Genomic DNA, 5,994 nt, shown 5'->3' on the forward strand with positions numbered 1-5,994 from the left:
ATCGTCCTCGTCGCTATCGCCCGGACGCCGCAGGCAACTCTCCGCCAGCCAGCGCATCGTAACGCCGTCGGACAACGCCACGCCGCCCGCATCGACCGCCCAGGTGCGGCTGTTAATCGTCGTTTGATTGAATATCCTGCCGCAGCTTCGGCAGGTAAACGCGAGCCGCGAGCCGCCGCCCGGCGAGATCGATTCGAGCGTCCGGACTTTCCAATCGTGCGTTCGCCACGGCGCCATCTTTCCGTCTGATTGCATTCCTTTCTCCTGGTCGCGTATCCCGCGTGTCCGATCGACCGCGCCGCGCTATGCCTGCGCGGCGCCGTTGCTGCCGGAACGCTTGATTGGAGCCCGGCGCTTGCGCTCCCCGCGATACTTGGTCCCCGCCGCTTCCTGCGGACGATACTGATCGACCTGCAGTTTGCGGCCTTCGAGTTCCGCGCCGCTGAAATACACCGCCGCATTGATCGCGTCATCGACATCGACCATCTCGACGAAGCCGAAACCGCGCGAGCGGCCGGTCGCACGGTCGGTGATTACCAGCGCGCCGCCGACTTTGCCGATTTTCGAAAAGAGCGCCCGCAGGTCATCGCGCGTAACTGATTCGGCGAGATTTCCGACATAAACTCTGGGCACTCTGGCCTCCTGCGAGGTAAGGATAAAGATTGCGAAGATTTGGCAGTCCTCAACATCGATCGAAGACACCAGGTTTTGGATGAACAGCCTTCGAGACTGAACCGATCCTTGAACTGAACCGATCCTTGAAATGAACCGATCCTTGAAATGAACTGAGCGGGCGCCAGCGCCCGCTCAGCCAGGATTATCTTACCAACGGCTCCCGCCGCGATCTCCGCCGCCACCGCCGCCGCCGCCGCGACGATTACCTCCGCCGCCGCCGAAGCTCGATTCGCGGGGCTTCGCCTCGCTAACCTTGATGTTCCTGCCTTTGAGGTCTGTGTCGTTCAACGTCTGGATCGCCTTGGACGCCTCTTCCGCAGTCGCCATTTCGACGAAGCCGAAGCCCTTCGATTGGCCGGAAAATTTGTCGGTGATTACCGCGACGCTTTGAACCTGGCCTGCTTGCGAAAACAGTTCTTCCAGGTCCGTGTTGGAAACCGAGTAGGCCAGATTGCCTACATACAACTTGCTGGGCATGTTTGCCCTCCGTGAGTGATTGCCAGGAAGCTCTCGAACAGAAAACCCGGGCTCATTCCCGAGTTTAGATGAAAGGAACGTATCCGAGCGTTAGAGCATCGACTTTACGCCAATCGCCGCGCGAAAGATAGAGGGGTCGGATTTCGGCGCTCAATGCCGACGGTGGTTCGATATCCGCGCTTCGTAAGGCGCGTCGGTGCTTGTCCCGGCCTGCGCATCGCGCCCGCGGCGTATCAATTCGCGCTCGGCCAGCAATTGCCCGACGAATAGCACTTGCCATTCCTCGAACGGCATCTTCGATCATTCGATGCGTCGCTAAGCCGCCGATCGCAACGCTATGGCAAGTAACTTTCTCTACACAGTATTTCATTCGCTAACGTAAAAAATGCGTAATCCGGCTGCTGAAACTCAAATAGTTAGTAGGCGAAACACACTATCCATGCGGCATAGCTATTGCTGGCTTAGTTACGACGAAACTTTCAAAGAGTAAATACTACAAAGGCTTGTAATTATGGATAGTCAGAGAAGCAGCCGAAGGGGTTTCGCCGGGATGGATCAGGGCAAACAGCGCGAGATTGCCAGCAAGGGAGGGCAGGCCGCCCACAAAAAAGGAACCGCGCATGAGTTTACCAGCGACGAAGCGCGCGCCGCTGGCCGCAAGGGCGGCGAGACTGTCAGCGCCAACCGCGTTCACATGTCGGCGATCGGCCGCAAGGGCGGCGAAAGCTCTCACACTGGTCAAAAGTCCGCTCAAAACAAGGTAGCGCCTGATTCTCAGCGGGTGGAGTCCGATACTCAGAACGGCGATCAACCCTCGGATGCCGGCTCGTACCGAAGCGAATAGCCAGTGGCGCTTTCGATACCACGATCGATCGCCCCAATGAGTATCCCGCAAATAGTCAGTTGGTACTCACTTTAGACAAGCCATACATCGATCGAGTCTATTGAATCCCCAAGTTTTTACCGAATTCAGGAATGATGACTTCCGTCTGGAGCCTCGAAGCCGCGCGCTATTACCGACGATCGCGGATGGTACGGGCATTGCTCGATAACTGAGAAATTCGCGCCTGCCGCGCCGTAACCGCTACCCTCCCGTGGCGCTGAGTTCGACCCTGTGAATCTCTTGCCATCGAGATCAGCGCCGCGTTCATTCAAGAGCCGTTACCATGCGAAACTGCGCCTTAAGGCGTTTGCCAACCATTAACGCGCCATGGCTGCAATAAGACAATAGGATTGACTAGTTCATCCCTAAAGCCCAGTATCTCGCTTGATGAAGGTGGGGTCGAGTGGCCGACGCATCCTGGTTGTCGAGGATGACGCCGACGCGCGTGAAGCCTTGGTCGATATCCTGGAAGTCAGCGGCTACGAGGTGGTTCCAGCCGAAAATGGAAAAAAAGCACTCGAGTATCTGAAAGCTTCGTCTCCCCCGTCGCTCATCATCCGCGACCTCCTGATGCCCGAAATGGACGGCTGGGAGTTCCGCGCGCGGCAAAGGGAAAACCCCGAACTTGCCCGCGTCCCGGTCGTGGTCGTGACCGCGTTTAGCAGCGCCAATGTCGATGCGAATGACATCCTGATAAAACCAATTGATGTCGATCGATTGCTGTTGCTGGTCAAGCAATACGTCGATCAGGAGCCTGCTCAATGACGGATCCCGACGCGCCGAAGCCGGGGCGCCAGGTCGAAATCGAAACCCTGGAGCAGAATGAGGCCGCGGCGATGTTCGCCGCCGACATCGCGGGCTCGAAAATTTCTGCTCGATCTGATCCGGCATGGCCGGCTGCGACTAGGCTCGCCCCGCGGCTGCGATCGTCCGCAGCTCTGCCAGCGGCAGCACGATCGTGAAGGTAGCGCCGCGGCCCTTGCCCTCGCTGAAAGCGGTGATCGTGCCGTCATGCAATTCGATCACGTGCTTCACGATCGATAGTCCAAGACCCAGTCCGCCGCCCCCGCCGCCGGTACTCGGCCGCGCCTGGGTAAAGCGCTGAAAGACCTGCGGCAAAAATTCCCGATCGATCCCTTCGCCATCGTCGCTGATACTCAACCGCGCGCCACGCTCGATCCGATCGAGCTTTGCGTCGATGTGTCCGCCTCTCGGCGTGAACTTGATCGCGTTCTCGATCGCATTGGCGACGCTCTCCGCGAGGCGCGCGGCGTCGCCATAGATCATTGTCGGTTCGCTGCGCAGATGCGCCCGCAGTGCGACTCCCTTGGCGTCCGCCGCCGGCTTCATCACTTCCAGCGCCGAATTGATCACCGCGATCAGATCGATCAACTCCGGATTCATCCGGAACTGGCCGGTCGAGACCCGCGTCGAATCCACCAGGCTCTCGACCATGCCGGCCAGGGTGCGCGCCGCTCGTTCGATCCGCTCGACCGCGGCCCCAATTCGCTCGGCATCCTGCGCGCGCAGGCGAATTCTCGCCGACAACGCGATCGAGTTGATCGGATTGCGCAGCTCGTGGGTGATCATCGAAAGAAATCGATCCTTGGCCTCGTTCGCACGTTCCGCAGATTCTTTCTCGCGCCGCAAATCCATTTGCGCCTGCCTTGAGCGAGCTCACGATCAGCGCGATCCCGATCGACGCGAGCGTCGAGACGATCAGACCCACCATCTCGTCCAGCCTGAAGTCGGCAAACGTGTGCACCGGACCCAGGTAGATGAAGCCGGTCGCGATCTGGACCGCCGCGGTGGTGACCAGTCCGGGTAAGAGGCCGAGCAACCGTGCGCTGAGCGCGATCGCGAAGTTGTTCAGCAGGTACGGCAGGCTCCGCTTCAGTACCGGGTTCAGCACCACGCGAAGTCCGATCGTGGCCGCGGCGATCAGCAACGCCATCGCATAGCGAAACAGTGTCGGTCGCGCCGCGAATCCTTCCCTTACTTGTGCTTCCGATTCGTTATTGATCGCGGCGCTCAAGCGGTCTCCCGCTTGCAGCGATCGGGCGAGCCGAATCGCGCCGCAAGTCACTGACGAGATGAATCTCGTTTCTTGATTTTGGGGCGACCGAGATCCCGATTGGGGAAAACCTTTCCTTACTTCCCACTACTAACAGGCCGAAGGCCGCATCCTATCGTCCCAGGAAGCCTGAAACCCGTGAGGGGTTTCGGATTCTTTTTCCGACTCTTCTTCCTCCGCGCTCAGTTGGGCATCCAGGTGAGCGCGCGGATCTCGCCGAACTCGCGGTCGACCTTGCGCCACGAATCGCCGGCGTCGGTCGATAGATAGACGTAGCCGTGCAAGCTGTTCGCGACGACCACGTCGGGATTCGCCGGATGCGTGCCGAACCAGTAGATCACCGAATTTGGTTCCACCGGCAGCTTGCACCGCTCCCAACTTGCGCCACCGTCGCGCGAGCGCTGAATCGCTCCGCGCTTGCCCGGAATAAAGTCGCCATTGCCGACAAAGATCGTGTCCGGATCGCCCGGCCGGAGCGCGACGCCGCGGCAATACGAAATCTGATCGCGCTCCGCAAACCGCGGGAAGCCGTGCAACGACCAACTCGCGCCCTCGTCGAGACTGCTCCAGAGTCCGTCCGGCGTGGTCACCAGCAGTTTCCCCGGATGTCCCTCGGCGACCGCCAGTCCGTGCACGTCGAGGTTCAACACCTTGTCGCCCATCACGCGATGAGCCCATGTGGCGCCATCATCGCGGCTGCAATATACGCCGTCGATCTCGACGCCGACCCAGATCGTTTTCTTGTCGCGCGGATCGACCAGGATATTCGTAACTTTGGGCGCTCCGGCGAGGCATCGCTCGGCCATCGGGATCGCGAGCGTCTCCCAGGTCTTGCCACGATCCGACGATCGAAAAACGCCGGGCTGCTTGGTGCCGATAAACATCGTGTCGGGATCGCCCGGATGAAACGCGACCGACCAGATCTGCTTGCCGTAAGCCGGCGATTCGACCAGGTCCCAGTTCGCGCCGTTGTCTTCGCTGCGATACAGCCCGGCTTCCGAGCCCGCCAGCACGTGATGCGAGTTGTGCGGCGACACCGCGAGCGATCGAATCTGAATCTCGCCCGGCTCGGCCTCGAACGGCAGCTTCATCCGGCTGCGGCGCCAATGCTCGCCGCTATCGGAACTGAACCATACGCCCGCGCCCACGGTACCGACGCAAATCGTGAAATCCTGACTCATGTGCGTTGCCTCGCGACGGCGAAAATTGTTTTCGACCGAGACTACTTCGACCATTAACGACGCCGCATTGGAATTGTCAAACCCCGCGATCGGCCCGCGATTTCTTTGGTTATTGCAAAACGAATTTCTCTGCGCGCAATCCCATTTTTAGCGTCCATGCGGTGTCGCTCATCGCGGGCGACTTGACTATTTGTAGGATTTATATACATTTCGCTTTTATGAGCCCATCCGGAGTGCGAAAGATGACGAAGAATCAACGCTTGGCGAATTGGCGTTCACGCTCTCCACGGCTGGGCAGCATCTTTAGCCGCGTTCGGTTGCCACTTACAGCGCATCTACAACAGAAGAGGAACTCATATGAACCTCGGCCGGTCACTTCGACTTGGATTTTTCCTCCGGGAATCTTCCGGCCCAAGCATCTTCACGCAGTCGCTGATACTAGTCCTGTTGGTGACATTCACAGCGAGCAGGCCGGCGTCGGCCGGCGACGCGCCGCGGCGGTACGCCTCGAAAACTGGCGGTGCTCCTGTCGGCCGTCCTACTTCCGGTGGCGCGACGTCCGGCGCCTTCGGCAAGAAGGTGTACGCTGACGTCCCGCCATACCTCGTAGCCTCCTATTTTCCCGGAAAGGTCGGTCAATACGCCCCCGACATCGGTGCAATTCCGGCCACGGATTTGACCGCCCAACTGAAGAGTATGGCTGC

Annotated in this window: 9 protein-coding genes; 4 read left to right on the forward strand and 5 right to left on the reverse strand. The window is 59.6% G+C overall.

Annotated features, from left to right (window positions below; all coding sequences use genetic code 11):
• The 3 genes from Q7S58_RS00025 to Q7S58_RS00035 form a co-directional block, all read right to left on the reverse strand.
• Positions 1–255: hypothetical protein (locus Q7S58_RS00025; protein WP_304819499.1), on the reverse strand; the 255-nt coding region annotated here is incomplete at its 3' end.
• Positions 256–303: 48 nt separating this feature from the next.
• A complete protein-coding gene (locus tag Q7S58_RS00030) occupies positions 304–633 on the reverse strand; it encodes an RNA-binding protein (protein ID WP_304819501.1) in 330 nt (109 codons plus the stop codon).
• A gap of 189 nt (positions 634–822) precedes the next feature.
• Positions 823–1,152, reverse strand: a complete 330-nt coding sequence (locus Q7S58_RS00035; protein WP_304819504.1) for an RNA-binding protein — start codon at positions 1,150–1,152, stop codon at positions 823–825.
• Positions 1,153–1,663: 511 nt separating this feature from the next.
• Here Q7S58_RS00035 and Q7S58_RS00040 point away from each other — a divergent pair.
• Both Q7S58_RS00040 and Q7S58_RS00045 read left to right on the forward strand, forming a co-directional pair.
• Positions 1,664–1,996: a KGG domain-containing protein gene (locus Q7S58_RS00040; protein ID WP_304819506.1), complete on the forward strand. Its 333-nt coding sequence runs from the start codon at positions 1,664–1,666 to the stop codon at positions 1,994–1,996.
• A 426-nt stretch (positions 1,997–2,422) separates the two neighbouring features.
• Positions 2,423–2,800, forward strand: coding sequence for a response regulator (locus tag Q7S58_RS00045; protein ID WP_304819508.1), 378 nt, complete (start codon positions 2,423–2,425; stop codon positions 2,798–2,800).
• A 138-nt stretch (positions 2,801–2,938) separates the two neighbouring features.
• Here the strand turns inward: Q7S58_RS00045 and Q7S58_RS00050 are convergent, their stop codons facing one another.
• Positions 2,939–3,691, reverse strand: a complete 753-nt coding sequence (locus tag Q7S58_RS00050; protein WP_304819510.1) for a sensor histidine kinase KdpD — start codon at positions 3,689–3,691, stop codon at positions 2,939–2,941.
• 122 nt (positions 3,692–3,813) lie between these two features.
• On the opposite strand from Q7S58_RS00050, the gene Q7S58_RS00055 reads away from it, so the two are divergent.
• Complete coding sequence (locus Q7S58_RS00055; protein ID WP_304819512.1) at positions 3,814–3,996, forward strand: hypothetical protein; 183 nt, start codon at positions 3,814–3,816, stop codon at positions 3,994–3,996.
• A gap of 295 nt (positions 3,997–4,291) precedes the next feature.
• Here the strand turns inward: Q7S58_RS00055 and Q7S58_RS00060 are convergent, their stop codons facing one another.
• The gene (locus Q7S58_RS00060) at positions 4,292–5,290 is read right to left on the reverse strand and encodes a hypothetical protein (protein WP_304819514.1); all 999 of its coding nucleotides are present in this window, start codon (positions 5,288–5,290) and stop codon (positions 4,292–4,294) included.
• Positions 5,291–5,737: 447 nt separating this feature from the next.
• Between Q7S58_RS00060 and Q7S58_RS00065 the strand changes: the two genes are divergently transcribed.
• Positions 5,738–5,994: hypothetical protein (locus Q7S58_RS00065; protein ID WP_304819516.1), on the forward strand; the 257-nt coding region annotated here is incomplete at its 3' end.

It is taken from the genome of Candidatus Binatus sp., assembly GCF_030646925.1.
Taxonomy (GTDB): Bacteria; Desulfobacterota; Binatia; order Binatales; family Binataceae; genus Binatus.

Coding starts and splice junctions, on each gene's coding strand:
- Q7S58_RS00055 (WP_304819512.1), top strand. CDS start 3,814: ATGAAGCCGGTCGCGATCTGGACCGCCGCGGTGGTGACCAGTCCGGGT.
- Q7S58_RS00060 (WP_304819514.1), bottom strand. CDS start 5,290: ATGAGTCAGGATTTCACGATTTGCGTCGGTACCGTGGGCGCGGGCGTA.
- Q7S58_RS00040 (WP_304819506.1), top strand. CDS start 1,664: ATGGATAGTCAGAGAAGCAGCCGAAGGGGTTTCGCCGGGATGGATCAG.
- Q7S58_RS00045 (WP_304819508.1), top strand. CDS start 2,423: ATGAAGGTGGGGTCGAGTGGCCGACGCATCCTGGTTGTCGAGGATGAC.
- Q7S58_RS00035 (WP_304819504.1), bottom strand. CDS start 1,152: ATGCCCAGCAAGTTGTATGTAGGCAATCTGGCCTACTCGGTTTCCAAC.
- Q7S58_RS00050 (WP_304819510.1), bottom strand. CDS start 3,691: ATGGATTTGCGGCGCGAGAAAGAATCTGCGGAACGTGCGAACGAGGCC.